Raw genomic sequence first — 19799 nt, forward strand, 5'->3', positions numbered from 1 at the left:
ATAGCGCTGTCCCAATTATTTGTTGAAAGGATAACCTTGAAGTAGGTCATCACCTTGAGGGTCTCCATCATGGATACCCAAGCCTTTCAACAGCTACTGTCCTTCTTCCCATTGCTCACTTCGCGTCAGCGTCGTCTCGCGCAACAAAGGCTCGCGGGGAGCCAGCTCCCCGTTCTGGTGACAACGGGCAAAGCTGTGGACCTGCATATCGAGAGCAGCAAAATGGGCGAGTAGGTATGTCTGGGGCCACCAATCCCCAGGGCAGGGCAGACCATCCCGAGGACCCAGGACTTGGTCGGGAAGTTCAGGGTCTCACGCCGTCCAAAGCGGGAATCGTGCCCCCAGCTTTGTAGCGGCCCCTCCAGCCATAGTAGCAGGTAGGGTTGATTCATGAGTTACTCCACATGACTTTGCAGCTTAGCGATCAGGTGATCCACACATCCTCCCCACTCCTAATCTCTCAGCTTGCCAAACAGGCTGCCGGTGAGAGCCTCTTTCTTGGTGAGGTAGTCTTCGAGTGTCAACAGCAGTCGGATTCTGACCCATCGGTGGATCACTTTCCCACTGCTGCTAACACTATGGGAGTGGGCTGAGAAGCTAGGTCCATATTGCTACTACGGAAGTTTGGCCAAGATTCTGTTGTCGTTCGGTGCAAGAACTCAAGAAGATCGGCTATCAGCTCCCGAAGAATGGAATCTAGCCGAAGGTACATAGACAGTACCTGCATCCAAATCAAAAACAGGTAATAAAATCGTGAGACCAATACCTGATTTTATTCGGCCGACGATAGACGCCTTGCTGAAAGCAGCTGCCGCACAGTCACCCTCATACTTGCTAGGAAGCTCAAGTGACCAGAGGCTGTCAGTCAGTGGGAAAGAGGGATTTGGAAACGGATCGGGCATACTACTCCCTTGGAGCGACGGAGCTTAGCTACCCGGCTAAATGAGGCTGGGATCGCCGCTCATGTTGTGGAGCAGATATTAGGTCATGCCTTACCCGGAGGCATGGCTCACTATGTTCATACAGTTCGGTTACCGGAACAAAAAATGGCGCTGGAGTTATGGGGATGAATTTTTAAACCATCAGAAAAAACGGCTGACAATATTGTGCATCTACAAGTTGGATAGGGTTTATTAAGGAAGGTGCGAGCAAGTCCCTGATATGAGATCATGTTTGTCATCTGGAGCCATGAAAAAGGGTTCATCATGAGTCATCAGCTCACCTTCGCCGACAGTGAATTCAGCAGTAAGCGCCGTCAGACCAGAAAAGAGATTTTCTTGTCCCGCATGGAGCAGATCCTGCCATGGCAAAACATGGTGGAAGTCATCGAGCCGTTTTATCCCAAGGCTGGTAATGGCCGGCGACCTTATCCGCTGGAAACCATGCTACGCATTCACTGCATGCAGCATTGGTACAACCTGAGCGATGGCGCGATGGAAGATGCTCTGTACGAAATCGCCTCCATGCGTCTGTTTGCCCGGTTATCCCTGGATAGCGCCTTGCCGGACCGCACCACCATCATGAATTTCCGCCACCTGCTGGAGCAGCATCAACTGGCCCGCCAATTGTTCAAGACCATCAATCGCTGGCTGGCCGAAGCAGGCGTCATGATGACTCAAGGCACCTTGGTCGATGCCACCATCATTGAGGCTCCCAGCTCGACCAAGAACAAAGAGCAGCAACGCGATCCGGAGATGCATCAGACCAAGAAAGGCAATCAGTGGCACTTTGGCATGAAGGCCCACATTGGTGTCGATGCCAAGAGTGGCCTGACCCACAGCCTAGTCACCACCGCGGCCAACGAGCATGACCTCAATCAGCTGGGTAATCTGCTGCATGGAGAGGAGCAATTTGTCTCAGCCGATGCCGGCTACCAAGGGGCGCCACAGCGCGAGGAGCTGGCCGAGGTGGATGTGGACTGGCTGATCGCCGAGCGCCCCGGCAAGGTAAGAACCTTGAAACAGCATCCACGCAAGAACAAAACGGCCATCAACATCGAATACATGAAAGCCAGCATCCGGGCCAAGGTGGAGCACCCATTTCGCATCATCAAGCGACAGTTCGGCTTCGTGAAAGCCAGATACAAGGGGTTGCTGAAAAACGATAACCAACTGGCGATGTTATTCACGCTGGCCAACCTGTTTCGGGCGGACCAAATGATACGTCAGTGGGAGAGATCTCACTAAAAACTGGGGATAACGCCTTAAATGGCGAAGAAACGGTCTAAATAGGCTGATTCAAGGCATTTACGGGAGAAAAAATCGGCTCAAACATGAAGAAATGAAATGACTGAGTCAGCCGAGAAGAATTTCCCCGCTTATTCGCACCTTCCTTAAGTCTCTAGTTTTAGACTTTGCCTATGGAGGTTACACTGAGCGTAACCTCCATTTTTATTCATATCATACCCTCATGGAGTGTTTAAACCAGATGGCCAATTTATAGCGAATAGATCATCATCATATTGCGCTATATTTTCACTGGTGTTGATTTAATTATTTTCTGTAATGGGTTGTCAGTGCTTTTATTATTTCCACTTTTTCCAAATGAACGAAGATGTTTTTCATTAGGCTTGCGCACTATCGCATAAGCCAATATGTCCTGAATGAATAAGTCGTTTAAAGATTTAGCCAGCATGTCACGACCGCTTTTATTTTTAATTGGGAAGTTGTCTATTTCACCGCTATATTTAAAAACATCACCGTTGATTACATTGCTTCTCCACATGTTACCGATCTCTTCTACGATATCAAAGCTCTTCCCCCAGTCTGGTTTTAAAAATAAAAATAGATGAAGATAATACTTCCTTATTGAGCAATAATCGACTTTCCAAATATACCCATCTATATACTTCATAACTGGTTTTTTTGCTCCTCGCCTAAATATTGCATCTCTGCCATCAAATAGCTTTGTTAGCTTGTAATAGTATAAGGAGTTAGGGCTTTTATAGATTTCATAAATTTCTTTTTCATATTTTGAATCATATCCATCATCGAAAATGCAGTTAAATCCTAAACAGCACCTTATCACATGCGTAGAATCGCCATCGACCTTTCTATTTATGAAGTCAGTGATAGAGTTTATATTCTTTCTTACATTGTAAAGTCTTTTAGAAACCTCTTCTTTATAATGTGGAGAATTATAGGTTGCATTGAATTTATTGATGAAAGCGGTCATCAGATCGATTGAGAAATACTCTTCAAAATCATCTCTATATGTGATGTCAATGCCATTCTCATTTACTATCTTTATGAATATAGATACTGCGGGATGCACATCAAAGTGTTCAAGATAATCCTGGTTATTGAGAATGTTATTTACGTTTGACCTCAACAAAATTCTTATTTTATTTTTTATTTCTACTTTCTGCTGAGCACTATACACAAGTGCTTTATTTAGATTAACCTCATCCTGAACGGTTAATTCTAATCGATTGTTGTTTTTAAATTGCCTCCCAATTTTAAATTGTTCATGGTAGCTATATTCCCTAACAGATGAAATAAATAACAATATATTATAAATATGCTCGAAGTTACTGTAATCTTCAGTTGCTATAATTTTTTGATAGTAAGTTACTTCGCTAGACTTATTATTTTCAATAAAATGACCGATAGGTGTGTCGTTCTCAATCTGCAATCCATTCTTACTAAGCCCTTCATGTCTAATTGCCAGATGTGGATTCTTTCTAGTTCGCTGTGCAGCGAGGAGCCATTCTTTATCACAGTCGTATATTGAATATGGCCTTTCTGTTGTTTTTATTTTACTATTTTTATCTTTATTATTGTCGGTTTTACTTCCTCGCAAAACACGTTTGATTTTAGTTGGTTGCTCCACTTTATTATCATCAGCGAACATATCATCATTTATTTTAATGTCTTCTTTTTTATGCTGTGTTGGGGGGGCGCGAAGCTCACTTTTGGCTTTTACACCAATATGATGATGTGGTCTGTATTTTTTATTTCTTGCCATATTTAACCTTCTTTATGGTGTGTTAATTCCAGCATAACCTTCAATTCTATAGATTTATGTAGCCACATCAACAAGGTTGCACTAAGGATGTGATGCAAGCATCACTTAACTTATATCATGGTTGCACTTAGTATATTTTGAGCTGCCCTTATCCAGGTGGAGGCTCTTCAGTTCTCTTTGCTGCGGATAGATGAATAGCATCTATCGGTATAGCCCTAACCTAGGGGCCTGCAATTTTGCATTACCTACAATCCATGTATCAGCTGCCTGGATTGGTCACTTTATGTAGCGTTATAGCAAGCAGTTTGGATAGGAATTACAGTTCACACTCTTCTAACTTCTAACTTCTAAAGAGAATGATGCGATACCCTGTTTTTTTTAACTGGCGCGCTCTTCTGATGAACAACTACCTCATCATCAGGAGTACATCATGAACAACCCCATCAAAGTCCTGCGCATCAAAGATCTCACCAACAAGATTGGCATGGTCAGGTCTACTATCTATGACTGGCTTAATCCCAAGCCTCCTCGTTATGACGAGACCTTCCCTAAACCTTTCAAGATAGGGCAGTCCTCTATTGGCTGGTTTGAGCACGATGTTGATAGCTGGCTTATTGGTAGAAGCCAGTCTTGAGTGCATTTTTTCATCCCTAGTGAGCTCCATAACTTCCAGCGTTATCAATCATGCCTTGATAGGCTAATTGGTTAGGGAAATAACCATTCCTTCTTATATATGTTTTTGGGTGTTTTCGTAGGTGGGATAGGCGCATCACGTTTAGGTTTATTTATTATTTAACATCACTACCATTCAATACTATTCCTACGCTATGTACAGTCACCCATATACAACCAATAACCATTACCACTATCGCATACCATTACACAACTCCCATATGGTGGTCATGCTACCACCAGCATAGGTAGCCAATACCACTCCACCAATCGCCGCTATATACACGAGTGTCTATCACACAGTGTAGGGTTACTCCTGCCTAAGCGAGGCCATCATGTTTAACTCAGTCAGACTATTAGATATCCTATCCATACCAGACCTGCTCCAAAATACAACGCCTACTATTGTCATGGCTGTTGATTCAGCCCCAGGTAAGTCACGCATTACTTGCATTGACCGTAAGCTATCAACCCAACTCTTTAATATGTTGAATACTGTGTGTGATTATTTTTATTGTCATGAGGAGATATCGTCAGCGCATCCAACGGTAGCGCTATTCCTAACGCATATGCGAGAGGTGTTTGGGTTGCACCTCATCCATGAGCGATATCTCGATAGTGATGAAGGCAATGAATTAGCCAAGGATATCAATAACGCGCTGTATACGTTTCTAAGAGAATGCAAGAGTAAGGCACACCGAAAGCGTCTCAAGAACCTTAAACGCGTTGAGAACCGCAATCAGCTCAGTATAGCGACGTATGTTAATAGCCTATTCGACCAGCATGCCAAGCTATTAATCATCCGATTGGATATCGGCTATCACGAAGACTACTACGACCAGTTAACGTTAGACCTCGTGACGAATGACCGGAATAGTTACCTTCGTCGAATACAGAATAAATATCCTGCATTGGTGGGGTATATCTGGAAACTTGAGTACGGTGTTGATAGATATTTTCATACCCACATTACGTTCATTTTTAATGGGGCAGTACACCAACGAGATATCTCGCTGGGTAGAACACTGGGGGAGCTGTGGGAGGTCATGACCGACAATGACGGGAGCTATTACAACTGCCAAGTCAGGCGGGAGGAATATCAACGATGGGGCACTGATGGCATTGGGATGGTCCACTACAGCGATACAACCAAGTGTCAAAACCTGATTAATGCGCTGAGTTATCTGACCAAGCTGGATACGCAAATACTGGCGATATTACCAGCCGGTCGTCGGACCTTCGGGCGTATGGAGAGACCATCGCCCCAACCTCGCCTTGGCAGGCCAAGGCGCTCCAGCTATGCACTTACATACTGAATTACCCTTGCTTGCACAGATATAGGGGGGGAGCAGCATCGCTCGTTTACAGACGCGGTAATATACCGATTCCAACCGTTGCTGGCGGGAAACTTTAGTCTCTGACAATACAGTTGTCAGGTAGGAGACGCGATGGCGTATGTGAGCACGATAAGAAAGCCACATTCCCTTGATCTGCCAATAAGAAGAAAGCTCCGAGTGTAGCGGGCACTTTAGGCTGGTGAGGCCATTACAGGCTGTCGCGAATTCAACTTCGAAGTGCAATTCCCGATTAAAAATCAGGCTGCTTTCAGAAGTTCGTCAAAAACCACCTGTGGCTGTTTAAATCCCAAGCATTTGCGCGGCCTGAAGTTCAGCCGCTTTTCGACGGCTGACAGTGCCTCTGCTGTCACCACACTCAAATCACTGCCTTTGGGCACATATTGCCGCAGCAGACCATTGCTATTCTCATTCTGTCCCCGTTCCCATGCACTGTATGGATGCGCAAAGTACACCTGCGCTTCCAGCTCTGCTGCAACACGTTCATGTTCGACAAACTCGCTACCATTGTCAGCTGTGATGGTATGGACATGTGCCTGGTAGGGTTTCAGCATGCTGATAATGGTGTCCGCCACCGCGCTGGCTGTTTTGCTGGGAACGTATTGAACCAGGTAGAGCCGGCTCTTACGCTCCAACAGACTCACTATTGCACCGCTGCCTTGCTTACCCAACACGGTATCGACTTCCCAATCTCCCACACGGCTCCGCTCATTGACTATCGCAGGGCGTTCATCAATCGATACCGGATTGGGAATGACACTGCGTTTGCTGTTCTTACCCTTGCGATAGCGTTTGTGACCCTGACGCAGATGCCGGTATAGCGTGCCACCGTTGGCCTTGTCGCGTGCCACATAGCGGTATATCCACTCGTGGCTAACCGGGCAGTTAATCATGTCTCCAACGCCACTGATTTGCTCGGGACTCCAGTCCGCGACCAGCGCCATGCAAACAAAGTCGATGGTATCAGACGGGACAGTACGCTTCTGACTCGTCAGCCGTCGTGCCGTGGCAAGTTGGTGAGCCTGCTGCGGCTGATAGGCCTGCCCAGCACAATTACGACGAAGCTCACGACTGATAGTCGATGGATGAACCCCGAGCTGTTTGGCAATGCGGGCCTGTGACAGGCCATGGTCACGGAGGCAGGCAATCTGGTATCGTAGCCCCTCGGTCAACTGCTGGTATTTCATGGTGTATCGCTTTGTTTCTTTGGCGAGAAGAAGCGTACCCTAACTGGTAGTTGACCGCCTCTCTCCTATGCACCATGGGCATTGCACTTATTATCTGAATTCACGGTTCGATTTAGATTAAACCCACAGTTTTTCAACCGTTTGCCAGTGCAAATCTAATCCCACATAACATGTCGTGGCCTGACGAGTGTCCATAATCCGCAATGTTCTTAATGGCGCACATAACATCTTCTTTTCGGGCTGTCACCAGTTGCAGCAAACGCTCACCATAATGACCTGCTGTCCCCATTTTAAGCATCACAGAACTGATCTCCGTTGTGCGTGTTAGAAGGGGTAACAAAGCAGCGATAAGCTCATCCCTCCCTTGAAATGCAGTCCACTCCAGAGCAAATAGAATCCCAAGCAGAAAGTCATCGCCAGAGGGTGTCAGGCCATGCCCATAACCCAGCAAAGGGGTGAGAACAGGACCCAGCTCCACCTTGGTGCCACCCAACCAATTTTGCAGGGCTGTTAATGGAGGAAACAGATAGTCATGGTCTGCTCCATGCCATTGAGCCCAAAAACCACCTGCAGGAGGGGCTAATGACAAGAAGTGATCCAACGAAGGTAACTGGATTTGACCCCATAGGTCCAGACACTTTTTCCCGCTTAGGGTTGTGATACCCGACTGCGCAGAAATTCCCGTGGTGAACGGTATCCCAAGGCGCTGTGCGGGTGGTGCTCGTTATAATGCTCAAACGCGATAGCCAAATTGCCTACCGCTGTTCGGCTATCCGGTTTTGGCATCATCTCGATATAGTCTCGCTTCATCGTCTTCACGAAGCTCTCCGCTATACCGTTACTCTGTGGGCTTCTCACTGCTGTCGTTCTGGGCTCCAACCCGATTTCTCGTGCAAACGCGCGGGTCTCATGGGCTCGATACGCCGAGCCATTATCAGTCAGCCACTCCACCGGTGATGCCGGCAACGAATCCCCAAAGCGATGTTCGACAGACCTCAGCATGACATCTTGCACAGTGTCACTATCGTAACCCCCAGTACTGGCCGCCCAGTCCAACGCTTCCCTATCGCAGCAATCCATGGCGAACGTGACACGTAGTTTTTCACCGTTATCGCAGCGAAACTCGAAGCCATCTGAGCACCACCGTCGATTGCTCTCCTTGACGGCAACACGCCCCTTATGTGCCTGCTGGGCCAATGGTGCAGCTGGTTTTCTTTCCAGCAGCAAGCCATGTTCGCGCATGACGCGATATACCCGCTTAGCGTTTACCACAGGTTGTTCTGTTGCCTCAGACTGACGCCGTAACAGCGCCCAGACCCGGCGATAGCCATAGGAGGGAAGCTCTGCCATCGCCTCCATGATACGGCCAAGTAAGGCTGCATCATCACGCTGGCGATGATGACGACCATCTTGCCAACCCGGTTTTCGATGAACACGAACGGATAGCTGCGCACGCGATACATTAAGAGCCTGGCTCACAGCACTTAATCGTCGTCCCCCGGCAACAAGGGCGCATGCGCAATCCATTTTTTTGCTCGACCATACTCCACGGCTTCTTTGAGGATCTCGTTCTCCATGGTCTTCTTCCCGAGCAGACGCTGAAGCTCTCGGATCTGCTTGATGGCAGCAGCCAACTCGGAAGCAGGAACAACATCCTCACCGGCGGTGATCGCCGTGAGAGACCCTTCTTGGAATTGCTTACGCCATTTGAAAAGCTGGTTTGCGTTGACGTCGTGCAAGCGAGCAACATGAGAGACGGTCATCCCGGGCTCAAAGGTCTGCTGCACGATGGCGATCTTTTCTTGTGGAGTCCGGCGTCGACGGCGCTCGGCCCCTGTTAACACTTCGACCATCTTCTCGTTGTGACTAGTACTGAACATAGCTCCAAGACTACCTCTTAAGTTAAGAGGGGCGAAGTGTCTGGATCTTCAAGGGGCCAATCTAGTAACAGGCATGGCATGCTCCCCTGACCCGAGGTTAGGCGGGTCGACTGCCACTGACAATCGACAAGCCGGATCTTACAGTGAGGCCCCACCAGTGTATTCTCGTGCCAAAGCCAGCGACTCCCGGGCTGCATGTCATCAGGTAACAATCCAGTCGCCAGCTCCATCCCTGCCGGGGGCAAAGCCACGCCATTTATCACCAAAGTCAACCATTCACCTTGGTCCGAGATAAAATTGCAGCTTCGCTGAAAACGAGAGTGAACGGTCAACACATCCTGCTTTGGCATCGCCAGGAGTCGCTGACAACCACGAATGACAGAGAGAGAACGCTGTGACAAAAGAGGCTCCTTGAACATGGATTGGCGAGGGGGATCACAGTTCTATGATCTGCTTCACTAACTGCTGAACAGACAGTCATGTGATACCGGTATGGTGCAATGCCAGCAATGACCGGACTCTTAGCCATTGTGCCACCAGCGTTAATTACCATCCTTCAAATCTTTTGTCGGTTGGGCTCAATTTCTTTCTGCGCACCCCCTCAACCCCCTCCATAGACTGGCCATGAATCATCCACCTCGTAGGAGAACACCATGAACAAGCGTATCAGTGCACAGCCCTTCGATTTCACCTTCGACCCGGCCACCACAGCCCTCATCGTGATCGACATGCAGCGTGATTTCGTCGAACCAAATGGATTTGGTCATGCCCTCGGTAACGATGTTTCCCTCGTGCGCCGGGCTATCGAGCCCTGCCGCAAAGTACTGGATGCGGCTCGAGCCAAAGGCATGTTGGTCATCCACACACGTGAAGGTCATCGTCCAGATCTGACCGACTGTCTGCCTGCCAAGCTGGTCCGTGGCGGCAAGCGTTTCATCGGGGAGCCAGGCGCCATGGGTCGCATCCTGGTGCAAGGTGAAGCGGGCCACGACATTATCCCCGAGCTCTACCCCATCGCTGGCGAACCGGTGATCGACAAGCCGGGCAAGGGGGCGTTTTACTCCACCGACCTGCACCTGATCTTGCAAGCCTGCGGCATTCGCTCCCTCATCATCTGCGGCGTCACCACCGAGGTCTGTGTGCAGACCACCGCCCGTGAAGCCAACGACCGTGGCTATGAGTTGGTGATCCCGGCAGATTGCTGCGCGTCCTACTTCCCCGAATTCCACAGGATCACCCTCGAGATGATCCAGGCCCAGGGCGCCATCGTCGGCTGGGTTAGCGACGCAGAACAACTGGTCGCAGCCCTAAAAGACTGACCCCCGGGGCCTATCGCCCCACCTTCTATTGACTGACAGAAGGCCCGTGACCGGGTCAGGGCCTTCTGCACCCGTTTACTACGGAAACGCTGACATGTTGCACTACAAAATCTATTCAAATCTCTACAAGGACTCTGTCTCGCTGATGCAGGTCTCCTCCCGTCTGAGTGGACTGGAGGGCGTGCGTCAGGCCTCCGTCGCCATGGCAACCGATGCCAACCTCGATCGGATGCGCGATGCAGGAATGGCGATCACTGTTGCGGCCAAACCCAGCGATCTGCTGATCGCCCTGCTGGCCGATGAGGCCGTTGGCGAACAGGCGCTGGCACTGGCCGACGAACTGCTGCGCCCTGCACCGGTTGACGACACCCCTGGAGCTGTCGGCCAGCGGCCTGCCACCGCTCTGGCCATGGGCAAGGAGCGTGACAACGACGCCAACCTTGCCCTCATCTCGGTACCCGGTCGTTACGCTGCCGCCGAAGCACTCAAGGCACTGCACCTTGGCATGAACGTCATGCTGTTTTCCGACAACGTGCCCGAAGCACAAGAGCTCGCCATCAAGGCGTTCGCCGCGCAGCGCGACTTGCTAGTGATGGGTCCCGACTGCGGCACCGCCATCGTTAATGGCTTGCCGCTGGGGTTTGCCAATGTGGTACGCCGCGGCACCATTGGCCTGGTAGCGGCATCCGGTACAGGCCTGCAAGAAGTGAGCTGCCGTATTCATCATCTGGGCGAAGGTGTCTCCCAAGCACTCGGCACCGGCGGGCGCGATCTGCATGAGGAGATCGGTGGCCTGAGCATGCAGCAAGCGCTCCGGATGCTGGCCGCCGATCCCGGCACCCGCCTTATCGTCCTGATCTCCAAGCCGCCCTCAGAAGCCGTGAGCCAACAGGTGCTGACCCAGGCCCGTGAGTGCGGCAAGCCGGTTGTGGTGCATTTCCTTGGCGCCGACTGTGCCGCATTGGCAGCACAAGGCGTCCTCCCCGCTACCAGCCTGCAACATGCAGCTGATATGGCCGTTGCCATTCTGCGCAATGAACCTCTGCCCTCCTCCACCAACCTTGATGACGCGGCACTGGATCAGGTGCAAAGCACACTCGGCGCCATGGCACCAGGGCAGCGGGATATTCGCGGCATCTTTGCCGGCGGCACCTTCTGCTACGAAGCACAGCTTGCCCTCATTGCTGCCGGTCTCGAGTGCGAATCCAACGCACCAGTTAAAGGCGCAAGCACGCTGCAAGACCCCGCCCGTGGTTATGGCCACAGCTTGGTGGACATGGGTGATGACGAATTCACTCAAGGCCGTCCTCACCCCATGATCGACCCAACCCTGCGCAACGCACGTCTGTTGCAAGAGGCCGCCGATCCCACTACCGCCATCTTGCTCTTTGATGTGGTACTGGGCTATGGCGCGAACCTCGATCCCACTGGCGAACTACTTGCCACGCTGGTGCATGCGCGCCAAAAGGCTGGGCAGGCAGGCCGCCAGCTCATCACCATCGCCCACGTCTGCGGCACCGAACTCGATCCCCAACCGCGCCAGCAGCAGATCGATCGCCTGCACGATGCGGGGGTGCTGATCGCCCAAAGCAACATGCAAGCCGCCCAGCTTGCCGCCCGACTGGCCCTGCAACTGAAGTGAGAACCAAGATGAGCATTCAATCCGCCAACTCCCTGTTTCAACAACCGCTCCGGGTTTTGGGGCTGGGCCTGCAGAGCTTTTCTGACAACCTGACCAACGCCGGTGGTCAGATATTGCATCTGGCCTGGCAGCCGGTCGCAGAAGGGGATGATGCCGCCAACTGGACGCTGGCCACCCTACTGGAAGATCCGCGTATTCAGGCTGCCAACGAGCAGGCTATGCAACGCTACCTAGAAGCCCAACCCACCCTGGTCGGTGTGAGTGTCGCCAGCCGCGAAATATCAGCCCTGAATGGCAAACGCCGCATCCTGCACGCTGGCCCTCCCATCGATTGGAGCGAGATGTGCGGCCCGATGCAGGGCGCCATCGCAGGTGCCATTGTGTTCGAAGGCTGGGCCAAGGATGTCGACAGCGCCATGGCTATGGCCGCTCGGGGCGATATCGCACTCGAGCCCTGCCACCACTATCAGGCTGTCGGCCCCATGTCCGGCATCATCAGTCCTTCTATGCCCGTCTGGGTGGTAGAAAATCGTGCCCACGGCAACCGTGCGTTTTGCAACTTCAACGAAGGGCTCGGCAAGGTCCTGCGTTTTGGCTCCAACAGTGATGAGGTGCTGAAACGCCTGCGCTGGGTGGGGGACGTACTGGCCCCGACCCTGGCCGCAGCACTCGAGCAATACGGCAAAATTGAACTCAAGCCTCTTATTGCCCAAGCCTTGCATATGGGTGACGAGTGCCATAACCGTAATGCGGCAGCCAGCGGCCTGCTGTTCAAGCGGCTTGCTCCAACCCTCGCCAGACTTGAGCGTGGACCCGAGGTGCTGGAGTTCATCGCAGCCAACGATCACTTCTTCCTCAACCTCTCGATGGCCGCCTGCAAGGTGATGCTCGATGCGGCGCACGGGGTGCCTCACAGCACCATGGTGACCGTGATGGCCCGTAACGGCGTCAACTTCGGCATCCGCCTCTCCGGCACTGGCGATCGCTGGTTCCAGGCTCCGGCCAACCCAGTAAATGGCCTATTCTTCCCTGGCTACGGCGTCGATGATGCGGCCGCCGACCTTGGCGATTCCGCCATTACCGAAACGGCAGGGATTGGCGGGTTCGCCATGGCCGCTTCACCTGCCATCGTCAAGTTTGTTGGCGGTACCCCAGCTGATGCCATCGGTCACAGCATGGCGATGCAGCAAATCACGCTGACCCAGCATCCAGCCTTTACCCTGCCTGCACTCAACTTTGCCGGTTCAGCAACCTGTATCGATGCCCGCAAGGTCGTAGATCGCATCATCCTGCCTGTCATCAACACCGGCATCGCTCACAAGCAAGCTGGCGTTGGCCAGATTGGCGCGGGGATCACTACTGCCCCGCTCTCCTGCTTTGTCAGCGCTCTCTCGGCCATCGCTGGCAGTCTGGAGGAATAAGCATGCAGAAGAAGAAACTTGCGGTTGTTGCTGTTGGCGGCAATGCCCTGATCCGAAGCAATGACGAAGTGTCACTCGATCAGCAATACGATGCGGTAGTCGAAACAGCGCGCCATGTAGCGGACCTGATTGCTGCGGGCTGGCAGGTGGTGTTGACCCACGGCAATGGGCCACAGGTGGGCTTTATTTTGCGCCGAAGCGAGCTGGCCAGTGCGCAAGTGCCGACCGTGCCGCTCGAGTACGCCGTTGGCGATACCCAGGGCGCTATTGGCTTTATGTTCCAAAACGCCCTCGGTAACGAGTTGCGGCGCAGTGGGCTGGCACACACCAAGGTCATCGCACTGGTCACCCAGACCCTGATTGATCGCTGCGACCCGGCCTTTACTCATCCCGACAAACCCATTGGTGCACACATGAGTCAGCCGATCGCCGAGCAGCTAGCCGCAGAGCAGGGGTGGCAGATTGCCGAAGATGCCGGGCGCGGCTGGCGACGAGTGGTCGCCTCACCAGCACCACTTGGCATCGTTGAGACACCCACCATACGAGCCCTACTCGAGCAGGATGCGCTTGTCATTGCCTGTGGCGGTGGCGGCATTCCTGTGGTGAGGGAAAAAGACGGTTCCCTGCAGGCCGCCCAAGCGGTCATCGACAAGGACCGCGCCTCTGCCCTGCTCGCTATCGAGCTGCAAGCCGACATGCTGTTAATCCCGACCGGTGTCGAACAGGTTGCCATCCATTTCGGAACACCAGAACAACGTTGGCTCGAGACCCTGAACCTTGCAGAGGCAACTCAACTGCTAGCCGACGGCCACTTCGGTGCCGGTAGCATGGGCCCCAAAGTAGAAGCCATGTTGAGCTACCTCAAAGGATGTCCTGATGGGGTGGGTCTTATCACTAATCCGCCTTCCATGGGCAAGGCAGTGCTTGGCCAGGCTGGCACCCGTTTTCTTGGTCACTGACGACAAAAGAGGCTACGGCCCCACCACAAGATACACAGCACCACACTATTTAAGGAGTACTCATGTCTGACAACAAGGTTCTGCTCGCAGTCAACGGCACGCTGATGCGCGGCCTGGAACTGAATCCCAACATGCTGGCCGTCGACGCCGAGTTTGTCGCCGAGTCATCCACCACCGCGGATTACCGCTGCTGGAGCATCGGCGATCGCCACCCCGGCATGCTCCGCTTCCCTGGTGAAGGTGCCGAGATTGCACTGGAGCTTTGGGCTGTGCCGCCCGCAGGACTTGGCAACATCCTGCAAAAAGAGCCGGCTGGTCTCTCGATTGGCAAAGTCACCCTCAAGGACGGTCAGGAAGTGCTGGGCGTGCTGGCCGAGCCTTGGCTAGTTGAGGGCGAACGGGAGATCACTGAAACAGGCGGCTGGCGCAATTACACAGGTCACCACCACATCAACTAAGCAAGGGAGAGCATCATGCGCAAAACCGAAACAAGCCCGGGAACTGCATCCGGCCTGCATATCACCATGATCCTGCTGGGTATCGCCATGACCCCAGTCCTGCTCTCATCATCCAGCTTGGGTAACCAGTTGCTGGAGGGGCAGCTGATCAGCGTCGTTGCATTGGGGGGGGCTATCCTGGCCATCCTCTCTGCCATCACCATCAGCGTAGGAGAAAAGGCCCGACTACCAACCTATGGCATAGTCAAATTCTCTTTTGGCAATAAGGGCGCCATTGCCATCAACATTTTGATGGCAATCAGTCTGTTTGGCTGGATCTCGGTCACAGCCAACATGTTTGGTCACACGGTACAGGATCTGCTCGCACAGCAAGGCGTATCTGTCCCGGCGCCCCTGTTGGTGACAATTGGATGTGTGATATTCACCATATCGACTGCTTTCGGTTTTGCCGTGCTTGGCAAAGTGGCCCAGCTGGCCGTGCCAGTGATTGCTCTGATGCTCTGTTATATCCTGAGCGTAGTTCTCGATACCCCGCCCGCGCCTGTCACCGAAACCTTGAACGGAATGGAGACTGGCGTCGCGGTGTCCAGTGTGGTCGGTACCATTATCGTCCTCGTGGCAACCTTGCCCGATTTTGGCAGCTTCGTGCATAACCGAAAGCATGCCCTTATCACCGCAGCGCTCACCTTTATGGTCGCTTACCCACTTCTGTTCTGGGCCGGGGCCACCCCGAGCAACATCACGGGGCAAGGCTCCCTATTGGGAGCAATGGCACCGCTCGGCGCAGCGCTACCCGCGGCTCTGCTGCTGGTCTTTGCCTGCGTGACCGGTAATGCCGGCAATATGTTTCAGGGTACACTGGTGGTCTCGACCCTGCTTGAACGCATCCCCAAGTGGCAGATCACCATCGCACTGGGTGTGCTGGCGACCCTAGTTGGCAGCATGGACATTATGAGCTGGTTTATCCCCTTCCTGCTCTTCTTGGGTATCGCAACGCCGCCGGTGGCCGGCATCTACATCGCCGACTTCCTGCGCTATCGCAGCCAAGGGTATGACGAGCGCCTGCTGGCCCAAGAGCCGGCGATCAAATGGATCACCTTTGTAGTCTGGATCCTCGGCTCGCTAGTCGGCTTTTTGACCGCCAACAGCGTCATCACACTGACCATGATCCCGTCGCTGGACTCCATACTGGTCGCCAGTCTGGGTTACCTGGCCCTGAGCCGCCGTCCGGCCCTCATGGTCAGCAAGCGGACAAGCTGAGTTCCGCATATAGTCAAAAGGCCGCATCTGCGGCCTTTTTTATGAACAGATCGGCACTAGCCAAGTGGCCCAAGCAAGCCTTGCAGCAAGGCCGGATCGCGTAATTGCTGTAACCACCAGCTAAAACAGGGGCGCGTGTGCTGACGCTGCCAGGCCAGGAACAGAGGCGTGGATTGCTTCGGAGATTCCACCGTCATCACCTGCAGGCGACCATCATCAATCAACGGCTGGCCAAAATGACGCGGCACAAAACCAATACCGACCCCCTCAGTCTGAAGCGAGAGTTTGCTGTGAAAATCGGGTACCTGTAGCGCTTTCTGGCCGCGCAGCAACCAAGCTTCTTTGGGCTTGAGCTGCACAGAGGTATCTCGAATGCAAATCGCCGGGTAACGGCGCAGGGCGCGTTCAGTAATAGGCTGGGGTAACTTGGCTACCGGATGATTCGGGCTTACGGCAAAGACCCATTCCACCATTCCCATCGGTTCTGCACCTATTTCGCTGTTGGCAATCACCTGATTGGGTGCACCGACAGCAATATCGGCACGTTTCCCCAACAGGGCATCCCACACCCCATCGTGAACATCAATGGCCAGCTGAATTTCAGTTTGGGGGAAAAGCTGCTCGCATTCATGTAGCAAATGGGTAAGCGGCGCCAACGAGAGGATGTTGTTAAAAGAGAGGCGTATCGAGGGTTCAACCCCCATGGCAATCAGGCGAGTTGAGTCCTCCAGACTGTTAAGCTCTCCTAAGATCAACTCACCACGCTTGATGAAGTGGTAGCCAGCCTCAGTAAGCACCAACTGCTTTCCCTGACGTTCAAACAGACTGACACCGAGAGAGTCTTCCAGTTTGTGCAAGGTATAGCTGAGCGCACTCGGAACCTTGTGAAGCTCTTGCGACGCTGCAGCAAAACTACCACAACGGACAATGGCAATAACAACTTTGATCGCGTCGGCAGTGATTACCATGAAGTACAGCTCCTTTTTGGGGTGCATTGTAACATCTCCCTCACTTCGCAACGGGACAATGAATACTGGGGGTGATTCAAAATACTTGATTAACCGTGTTGCCACTTGCCTTCTTGAGCGATACCAACGCAATTAATCATTGGCTTCATCACGGCTATAGTTCCAACTGCCGCATTAATAGACCTGATTAGTCTGCTATCAGTGCGATTGAAAAGTAACTCAGATAGATATCATCAGGAGACACCAAGCAAAGATCGCCGTAAGTCCGCTTGGGAGCACCATTGCGGCCTCCCAAGTTATCGGTCCTGGTATCCCATCGGTCTGTCATCGATGCGCACTGTGAGTCATTAAGGCGCCAGTCGCGCCACCAGCTTATCAACCACCTCCAGCACCAGCGCTCTGTCAGCTGTATCGAGTTTGGCCAACTGTTGGCTGAGCACAATGCCTTGTTCGGTAGGGCGGTTGCTGGTCTCACGCAGGAAGTCTGCGAGCTCACAGCCAAACAGCTGAGCCAGCTCAGCGAGCCGCACGACGGTCGGCACCACGAGACCTCGCTCCATCCGGGAGACCGCTTCCATACCTATCTTTAAGTGCTCTGCCACTTGCTCCTGAGTCAGTCCTGCCAGCTGGCGTTGGCGTCCAATCGCTTTGCCCACGCTCTTGGCCAGCTCTTCAGAGTTGATGCTTGTCATAAGTCCTCCAGTCAACCCTGATAGTTGACTATGGACTTTCATTGACATTAAGGACCCTTTGCGATGAGGATCACCCTATTAGATCTAATTCACTGGAATAGTCACCCCAACATCGAAAGGAGTTCAACACGACCTAACCTCAATCTATCCCCTTGGTGGCATTTGGCTATCAGCCCTCACCACCATTAACCCATTACGTTTACACCCATTAGCCCGACAGGCTCGCCTCGTCGGTCAGGCATCCGTTTGCCATTTTTATTAAGGAGAGATCATGAATCGCGCACTGTTTTATCCCTTACTGCTGGCTTGTGGCCTATCACTGAGCGCTTGCGATACAGCATCCGCTAATAGCCCAGAATTCAGTCTGGAAGTGGAATACACCGCTATCGGGCGACCTCAGATAGTCGTCACCTCGCTCAACGATCAAGTCACTATTCAGAAGGTGCTGATTAATGGCGGCAAGAGTAAATGCCGGGTGATGCTGCGCAATGACATCGGTGGTCAGCTTGGGGGGACCCATTTCCCGTTCAAGCTCAATTACACCGAAAGCTGGCGGCTGGTCATGACCGAGCCGTGCCGATTGAGAGAGGTCACCCTTTTCACCAATCTGGGCAATGCCTCTTACACCATTGAATAAGTCGTCTGGAGAGTGACATGACAGAAAACATCAAACTGGCCCTGTGGTGCACATGGTTATCGCTGTTTGCCTTACCGGCCTGGGCTGCGCCCCAGTTCACTGTGCCAACGGTCACTAAACGGGTACCGGCCAACGTTGATGGTACCCTCAATTTCGCCAGCATGCAGTTTTGGATAGAGACCTCGAAAGGGGAACGCATCATGCTGATGCCGCTGGATGAAGATGAGCCAAGGCTCATACCCAGGGTCAGCCAGCCGGTTTCACTGAACGGTTTTATGCTGACCTATTCAGATGGCAGTCGTTACTTCGAGCCCTCCTTTGCACCTGCGTCAGTTGCATCAAGTACCACGTCATTTACCATCGTGAAAAATGACGAGGACAGTATCGTCATCCGGTATGGGGATGACGTGCTGCTGCGCACCGATGAATATGACGCCATCAAGCTCACGCACCGATTGCCGCTGGCCAACGGGCAGGCGGTCTTGTTTGAGCTACACAGTGGCGGAGTGGCATGCCCGGTGCTCTATCAGTTGGCTGTCGCCCAGACGGGTGTGTTGACCATGCTTTCACAGCCCTTTGGTACCTGTAGTGATGAAGGCAAGCTGACCCCCGCCCCCAACGGTTTCACCCTCGACCTGCCCGGCAATCCTCGTCAGCGCTGGGTATGGGATACCAACAGCTTGACGCTGCGCAAGCAGTCCTGACCACCAGCCTCCACACATTCACCACCATCAGGGCACCCGAAGGTGCCCTCTGTTTTATGCCGCATTTTATTTAAGGAACTGTTCATGTCATTACCACAACCGGGGGACCACCTCGTTTCACTCCGCACAGGTTACCAGCACCACGGTCTCTATCTAGGGGGCCATCAGGTCATCCACTACCAGGGGGTCAGTGCCGGTATACATTCCGGTCAGATAGCTATCACCACGCTTGCCGAGTTTAGCCAAGGGCGGGGCTATCGCATCCAGCACCATAGCGCACGAGCCTTCAACCGGGAGGAGAGTATCGACCGTGCTTACTCCCGCCTAGGAGAGGCACACTACAGCACACTCTTTAACAACTGCGAGCACTTTGTGCTTTGGTGCATCGAGGGCTTTCACTACAGCAAGCAGATAAACCAACTCATTGCCACGGGGTGTATCGCACATCAGGCACTTCGCACTGTGGCTCGGCAGCCTACCCTTACGGCCCTGCCTGGCATGGCCACCAACACGGTACTGACCCCGTCAGCAACTACCGCTGTGACCGCTGCAGTAGGTACGTTGCTGGGAAGCTCAGCCACCTCGCTGGCGGCCCCCTTGGCAGCCACCTACGGCCTCTACCGCGTCTGGCGCTGGCTCAGGGATTAACGGTTCTCACATTCGATACGAAAGGACACAC

General features: G+C 52.9%; 19 protein-coding genes. 12 read left to right on the forward strand and 7 right to left on the reverse strand.

The features are described from left to right. Window positions 1-125: 125 nt before the first annotated feature. Window positions 126-392 carry a type I-E CRISPR-associated protein Cas5/CasD gene (gene cas5e / locus ACPW75_RS12570; RefSeq protein WP_113994574.1) on the reverse strand — a complete coding sequence of 89 codons (267 nt, stop codon included), beginning with the start codon at window positions 390-392 and terminating at the stop codon, window positions 126-128. An 813-nt stretch (window positions 393-1205) separates the two neighbouring features. Between cas5e and ACPW75_RS12575 the strand changes: the two genes are divergently transcribed. Then, window positions 1206-2186 carry an IS5-like element IS5 family transposase gene (locus tag ACPW75_RS12575; RefSeq protein WP_000019402.1) on the forward strand — a complete coding sequence of 327 codons (981 nt, stop codon included), beginning with the start codon at window positions 1206-1208 and terminating at the stop codon, window positions 2184-2186. Between the two features lie 280 nt (window positions 2187-2466). On the opposite strand, the gene ACPW75_RS12580 is transcribed toward ACPW75_RS12575, so the two are convergent. Beyond that, the gene (locus ACPW75_RS12580) at window positions 2467-3966 is read right to left on the reverse strand and encodes a histone-like nucleoid structuring protein (protein WP_239991373.1); all 1500 of its coding nucleotides are present in this window, start codon (window positions 3964-3966) and stop codon (window positions 2467-2469) included. Window positions 3967-4396: 430 nt separating this feature from the next. On the opposite strand from ACPW75_RS12580, the gene ACPW75_RS12585 reads away from it, so the two are divergent. After that, the gene (locus ACPW75_RS12585) at window positions 4397-4600 is read left to right on the forward strand and encodes a helix-turn-helix transcriptional regulator (RefSeq protein ID WP_101613914.1); all 204 of its coding nucleotides are present in this window, start codon (window positions 4397-4399) and stop codon (window positions 4598-4600) included. 373 nt (window positions 4601-4973) lie between these two features. After that, a complete protein-coding gene (locus ACPW75_RS12590) occupies window positions 4974-5954 on the forward strand; it encodes a YagK/YfjJ domain-containing protein (RefSeq protein WP_232105289.1) in 981 nt (326 codons plus the stop codon). A 278-nt stretch (window positions 5955-6232) separates the two neighbouring features. On the opposite strand, the gene ACPW75_RS12595 is transcribed toward ACPW75_RS12590, so the two are convergent. From ACPW75_RS12595 to ACPW75_RS12605, 3 genes are all read right to left on the reverse strand, one after another. Next, on the reverse strand, window positions 6233-7180 hold the full coding sequence (locus tag ACPW75_RS12595) for an IS30-like element ISAeca1 family transposase (RefSeq protein ID WP_012564931.1): 948 nt from the start codon (window positions 7178-7180) through the stop codon (window positions 6233-6235). A 133-nt stretch (window positions 7181-7313) separates the two neighbouring features. Beyond that, the gene (locus ACPW75_RS12600; protein WP_167824928.1) at window positions 7314-7769 is read right to left on the reverse strand and encodes a DUF2877 domain-containing protein; all 456 of its coding nucleotides are present in this window, start codon (window positions 7767-7769) and stop codon (window positions 7314-7316) included. Between the two features lie 59 nt (window positions 7770-7828). Continuing rightward, window positions 7829-9033 (reverse strand): IS3 family transposase gene (locus ACPW75_RS12605; RefSeq protein ID WP_102948393.1). Its coding sequence is split into 2 segments (ribosomal slippage): window positions 7829-8715 and window positions 8715-9033, totalling 1206 coding nucleotides; the frame shifts between segments, so codons are not numbered across the junction. 680 nt (window positions 9034-9713) lie between these two features. Here ACPW75_RS12605 and ACPW75_RS12610 point away from each other — a divergent pair. The 6 genes from ACPW75_RS12610 (at window position 9714) to ACPW75_RS12635 (ending at window position 16119) form a co-directional block, all read left to right on the forward strand. Continuing rightward, entirely contained in the window at window positions 9714-10379 is a 666-nt protein-coding gene (locus ACPW75_RS12610) for a cysteine hydrolase family protein (RefSeq protein ID WP_101613913.1), read from the forward strand. A gap of 94 nt (window positions 10380-10473) precedes the next feature. Continuing rightward, window positions 10474-12021 carry an acyl-CoA synthetase FdrA gene (gene fdrA / locus ACPW75_RS12615; RefSeq protein WP_113994571.1) on the forward strand — a complete coding sequence of 516 codons (1548 nt, stop codon included), beginning with the start codon at window positions 10474-10476 and terminating at the stop codon, window positions 12019-12021. A gap of 8 nt (window positions 12022-12029) precedes the next feature. Beyond that, on the forward strand, window positions 12030-13442 hold the full coding sequence (locus ACPW75_RS12620) for a DUF1116 domain-containing protein (protein WP_113994570.1): 1413 nt from the start codon (window positions 12030-12032) through the stop codon (window positions 13440-13442). A gap of 2 nt (window positions 13443-13444) precedes the next feature. Further along, window positions 13445-14401 carry a carbamate kinase gene (locus ACPW75_RS12625; protein WP_113994569.1) on the forward strand — a complete coding sequence of 319 codons (957 nt, stop codon included), beginning with the start codon at window positions 13445-13447 and terminating at the stop codon, window positions 14399-14401. 62 nt (window positions 14402-14463) lie between these two features. Further along, window positions 14464-14859 (forward strand): allophanate hydrolase-related protein, encoded by a 396-nt coding sequence (locus ACPW75_RS12630; RefSeq protein WP_103828454.1) that lies wholly within the window; start codon window positions 14464-14466, stop codon window positions 14857-14859. Between the two features lie 15 nt (window positions 14860-14874). Continuing rightward, the gene (locus tag ACPW75_RS12635) at window positions 14875-16119 is read left to right on the forward strand and encodes a cytosine permease (RefSeq protein WP_113994568.1); all 1245 of its coding nucleotides are present in this window, start codon (window positions 14875-14877) and stop codon (window positions 16117-16119) included. Between the two features lie 56 nt (window positions 16120-16175). Here ACPW75_RS12635 and ACPW75_RS12640 read toward each other — a convergent pair whose 3' ends face one another. Together ACPW75_RS12640 and ACPW75_RS12645 are read right to left on the reverse strand one after the other, a co-directional pair. Beyond that, on the reverse strand, window positions 16176-17114 hold the full coding sequence (locus ACPW75_RS12640) for a LysR substrate-binding domain-containing protein (protein WP_232105288.1): 939 nt from the start codon (window positions 17112-17114) through the stop codon (window positions 16176-16178). A gap of 320 nt (window positions 17115-17434) precedes the next feature. After that, on the reverse strand, window positions 17435-17779 hold the full coding sequence (locus ACPW75_RS12645; protein WP_016351406.1) for a helix-turn-helix domain-containing protein: 345 nt from the start codon (window positions 17777-17779) through the stop codon (window positions 17435-17437). Window positions 17780-18050: 271 nt separating this feature from the next. Here ACPW75_RS12645 and ACPW75_RS12650 point away from each other — a divergent pair, with 271 nt between their 5' ends. The 3 genes from ACPW75_RS12650 to ACPW75_RS12660 all read left to right on the forward strand — a co-directional run bounded on the left by ACPW75_RS12650 (window position 18051) and on the right by ACPW75_RS12660 (window position 19768). Beyond that, the gene (locus ACPW75_RS12650; RefSeq protein ID WP_060390113.1) at window positions 18051-18416 is read left to right on the forward strand and encodes a hypothetical protein; all 366 of its coding nucleotides are present in this window, start codon (window positions 18051-18053) and stop codon (window positions 18414-18416) included. A 17-nt stretch (window positions 18417-18433) separates the two neighbouring features. Further along, window positions 18434-19120 carry a hypothetical protein gene (locus tag ACPW75_RS12655; protein WP_016351408.1) on the forward strand — a complete coding sequence of 229 codons (687 nt, stop codon included), beginning with the start codon at window positions 18434-18436 and terminating at the stop codon, window positions 19118-19120. Between the two features lie 84 nt (window positions 19121-19204). After that, window positions 19205-19768, forward strand: a complete 564-nt coding sequence (locus ACPW75_RS12660) for a lecithin retinol acyltransferase family protein (protein ID WP_103828456.1) — start codon at window positions 19205-19207, stop codon at window positions 19766-19768. Window positions 19769-19799 lie beyond the last annotated feature (31 nt).

It is taken from the genome of Aeromonas sp. FL131 (assembly GCF_049860615.1).
Taxonomy (GTDB): Bacteria; Pseudomonadota; Gammaproteobacteria; order Enterobacterales; family Aeromonadaceae; genus Aeromonas; species Aeromonas hydrophila.

Excerpts from the sequence above, each read along its gene's own strand:
- cas5e (WP_113994574.1), bottom strand. The coding sequence starts at position 392 with ATGAATCAACCCTACCTGCTACTATGGCTGGAGGGGCCGCTACAAAGC.
- ACPW75_RS12575 (WP_000019402.1), top strand. The coding sequence starts at position 1,206 with ATGAGTCATCAGCTCACCTTCGCCGACAGTGAATTCAGCAGTAAGCGC.
- ACPW75_RS12580 (WP_239991373.1), bottom strand. The coding sequence starts at position 3,966 with ATGGCAAGAAATAAAAAATACAGACCACATCATCATATTGGTGTAAAA.
- ACPW75_RS12585 (WP_101613914.1), top strand. The coding sequence starts at position 4,397 with ATGAACAACCCCATCAAAGTCCTGCGCATCAAAGATCTCACCAACAAG.
- ACPW75_RS12590 (WP_232105289.1), top strand. The coding sequence starts at position 4,974 with ATGTTTAACTCAGTCAGACTATTAGATATCCTATCCATACCAGACCTG.
- ACPW75_RS12595 (WP_012564931.1), bottom strand. The coding sequence starts at position 7,180 with ATGAAATACCAGCAGTTGACCGAGGGGCTACGATACCAGATTGCCTGC.
- ACPW75_RS12610 (WP_101613913.1), top strand. The coding sequence starts at position 9,714 with ATGAACAAGCGTATCAGTGCACAGCCCTTCGATTTCACCTTCGACCCG.
- fdrA (WP_113994571.1), top strand. The coding sequence starts at position 10,474 with ATGTTGCACTACAAAATCTATTCAAATCTCTACAAGGACTCTGTCTCG.
- ACPW75_RS12620 (WP_113994570.1), top strand. The coding sequence starts at position 12,030 with ATGAGCATTCAATCCGCCAACTCCCTGTTTCAACAACCGCTCCGGGTT.
- ACPW75_RS12625 (WP_113994569.1), top strand. The coding sequence starts at position 13,445 with ATGCAGAAGAAGAAACTTGCGGTTGTTGCTGTTGGCGGCAATGCCCTG.
- ACPW75_RS12630 (WP_103828454.1), top strand. The coding sequence starts at position 14,464 with ATGTCTGACAACAAGGTTCTGCTCGCAGTCAACGGCACGCTGATGCGC.
- ACPW75_RS12635 (WP_113994568.1), top strand. The coding sequence starts at position 14,875 with ATGCGCAAAACCGAAACAAGCCCGGGAACTGCATCCGGCCTGCATATC.
- ACPW75_RS12640 (WP_232105288.1), bottom strand. The coding sequence starts at position 17,114 with ATGCACCCCAAAAAGGAGCTGTACTTCATGGTAATCACTGCCGACGCG.
- ACPW75_RS12645 (WP_016351406.1), bottom strand. The coding sequence starts at position 17,779 with ATGACAAGCATCAACTCTGAAGAGCTGGCCAAGAGCGTGGGCAAAGCG.
- ACPW75_RS12650 (WP_060390113.1), top strand. The coding sequence starts at position 18,051 with ATGAATCGCGCACTGTTTTATCCCTTACTGCTGGCTTGTGGCCTATCA.
- ACPW75_RS12655 (WP_016351408.1), top strand. The coding sequence starts at position 18,434 with ATGACAGAAAACATCAAACTGGCCCTGTGGTGCACATGGTTATCGCTG.
- ACPW75_RS12660 (WP_103828456.1), top strand. The coding sequence starts at position 19,205 with ATGTCATTACCACAACCGGGGGACCACCTCGTTTCACTCCGCACAGGT.